Annotated in this window: 2 protein-coding genes; one reads left to right on the forward strand and one right to left on the reverse strand. The window is 66.3% G+C overall.

Annotated features, from left to right (window positions below; translation table 11 throughout):
• Nucleotides 1–260 precede the first annotated feature (260 nt).
• Entirely contained in the window at nucleotides 261–455 is a 195-nt protein-coding gene (locus tag WAW85_RS11240; RefSeq protein ID WP_422559695.1) for a hypothetical protein, read from the reverse strand.
• Nucleotides 456–593: 138 nt separating this feature from the next.
• Here WAW85_RS11240 and typA point away from each other — a divergent pair, with 138 nt between their 5' ends.
• Nucleotides 594–2,501 carry a translational GTPase TypA gene (gene typA / locus WAW85_RS11245; RefSeq protein WP_422559696.1) on the forward strand — a complete coding sequence of 636 codons (1,908 nt, stop codon included), beginning with the start codon at nucleotides 594–596 and terminating at the stop codon, nucleotides 2,499–2,501.
• The last annotated feature ends 152 nt before the right edge of the window (nucleotides 2,502–2,653 follow it).

Below are 2,653 nucleotides of genomic sequence, written 5' to 3' on the forward strand. Positions count from 1 at the left end.
CTACGGCGGCGTTAACGAAGCGCTCGGCTCGCCGAGGGGGATCGGCAGACTGTGAGCTTCGTCTAGTCGGTCACTCGGCGTGGTCTGCGCGGAGGGTCGCGCCTGGGCCGGGGAGCAGGCGGTGGTCGACAGGTGTGCCGACGGTCGACCCGAGTGGCCAGACGTGGCGCCTGCGAGCGCACGACCACCGGCGGCAGCGGTGGAGGCAGCCGACCGACGACGCCGTCGGTTCATTGGCACGATTGGAGGTGCGGTGCTGGTCAGCGGGCTACCCGGGCCGGATTCTTGCGGGCCTGTTTGAGGGCCTTGCGGGCGTCCTTCTTTGACATGTGCTCGAGGTCGAGCTTCTGCATCCGGTGGACCACGACCGGGCAGCGAAGGCAGCGTGTCTTCTTCTTGCAACACTTCTTTTTCGGCTTCAGGCGTGCCACCTTGGCCGGATCCGGCTTTCCCATCTCCCCAGCTTACCGCGGTGGTGGCCACTGCGCCGACGCGACAAATCGCGCTGGACGGGCGCATGCCGGTACTCTGATGAGGTTAATTTTCACCCCGTTATCGGGGCTGGAACTTCAGAGAGCGAGAGAGATCCTTCAGTGAGCGCTGACACCAACTTCCGTAACGTCGCGATCGTGGCGCACGTCGACCACGGCAAAACCACTCTGGTGGACGCGATGCTGCGCCAGTCGGGTGTGTTCGGCGAGCGCGCCGAACTAGTCGATCGAGTCATGGACTCGGGCGACCTCGAGCGTGAGAAGGGCATCACCATTCTCGCCAAGAACACCGCTGTGCACCGCCGTCAGCCCGACGGCACCGAGTACGTCATCAACGTGATCGACACCCCGGGCCACGCCGACTTCGGCGGCGAGGTGGAGCGCGCGCTGTCGATGGTTGACGGTGTGGTGCTGCTGGTGGATTCGTCCGAGGGGCCGCTGCCGCAGACTCGTTTCGTGCTGCGCAAGGCGCTCGCCGCATCGCTGCCGGTGATTCTGGTGGTCAATAAGACCGACCGACCCGACGCGCGTATCGAAGACATCGTTACTGAATCGCAGGACCTGCTGCTGGATCTGGCGTCTGACCTCGACGACGAGGCCGCCGAGGCCGCCGAACTCGCCCTGGATCTGCCGGTGCTTTTTGCTTCGGGCCGGGCCGGCGTCGCCAGCACCGAAATGCCGGCCAACGGCACCGTGCCGGAGGGCGAGAACCTCGACCCGCTGTTCAACGTGCTGATCGACAGCGTCCCGGCGCCCAAGGGCGATCCGGACGCGCCGCTGCAGGCACACGTCACCAACCTCGACGCGTCGCCGTTCCTCGGTCGTCTCGGTCTCGTGCGTATCCACAACGGCACCCTCCGCAAGGGCCAGCAGGTCTCGTGGTGCCGTGAAGTCGACGGTAAAGCCGTCATCGAGAAGTCCAAGATCACCGAGCTGCTGGTGACCCTCGGCGTGGACCGCGCCCCCGCGGAGGTCGCCTACGCCGGTGACATCGTCGCGGTCGCCGGCATGACCGAGATCATGATCGGCGACACCCTCGCCGATCCGGACAATCCGGTCGCGCTGCCGCGCATCAGCGTCGACGAGCCCGCCATCTCGGCAGTCATCGGCACCAATACCTCTCCGCTGGCCGGCCGGGTCAAGGGGCACAAGCTCACCTCGCGCATGCTCAAAGACCGGCTTGACTCCGAGCTGATCGGCAATGTCTCGCTGCGCGTGCAGGACATCGGCCGCCCCGACGCGTGGGAGGTGCAGGGCCGCGGTGAGTTGGCGCTGGCCATCCTCGTCGAGCAGATGCGCCGCGAAGGCTTCGAACTGACCGTTGGTAAGCCACAGGTGGTGACCCGCACGGTCAACGGCAAGGTGCACGAGCCGTTCGAGCACCTCACCATCGACGTCCCCGAGGAGTACCTCGGCGCGGTGACCCAGCTGCTGGCCGCCCGCAAGGGGCGCATGGAGCAGATGAACAACCACGGTAGCGGCTGGGTTCGCATGGAGTTTGAGGTCCCGTCGCGCGGACTCATCGGGTTCCGCACCGACTTCATGACCGAGACCCGCGGTACCGGTATCGCCAATGCCGTATTCCTGAACTACGGCCCGTGGGCTGGCGAGATCCGCGCCCGGCACACCGGTTCGCTGGTATCCGACCGGGCCGGCAGTGTGACTCCGTTCGCGATGATCCAGTTGGCTGACCGCGGCACCTTTTTCGTCAATCCGGGCGACGACACCTACGAGGGTCACGTGGTCGGGATCAACCCGCGCTTGGAAGATCTCGACATCAACGTCACCCGCGAGAAGAAGCTGACCAATATGCGTCAGTCGTCGGCCGATGTGATGGAGACCCTGGCCAAGCCGATGGACCTGGACCTGGAGGGCTCGATGGAGTTCTGCGCCGTCGACGAGTGCGTCGAGGTCACGCCGGAGGTGTGCCGGGTGCGTAAGGTCAACCTGGACAGCACGACCCGCGCCCGTGAGCGTTCGCGGGCGAAGGCGCGCGACGCGAACGCCTGACGAACAGGAGTGGGGCCGGATGAAGATCGGTAGGCGGATCGCTGCCGTGGTGGCGGCTGGGCTGCTCGGCGTGACGTCGACCGCTTGTATGGCCGATCCGCCGCCGCCGGTCCGCGAGACGCTGCCGACGCCCACGCCGAACGAGTATCCCG

Origin of the sequence: Gordonia sp. (in: high G+C Gram-positive bacteria) (assembly GCF_049299075.1) — a bacterium.
GTDB lineage: Bacteria > Actinomycetota > Actinomycetes > Mycobacteriales > Mycobacteriaceae > Gordonia.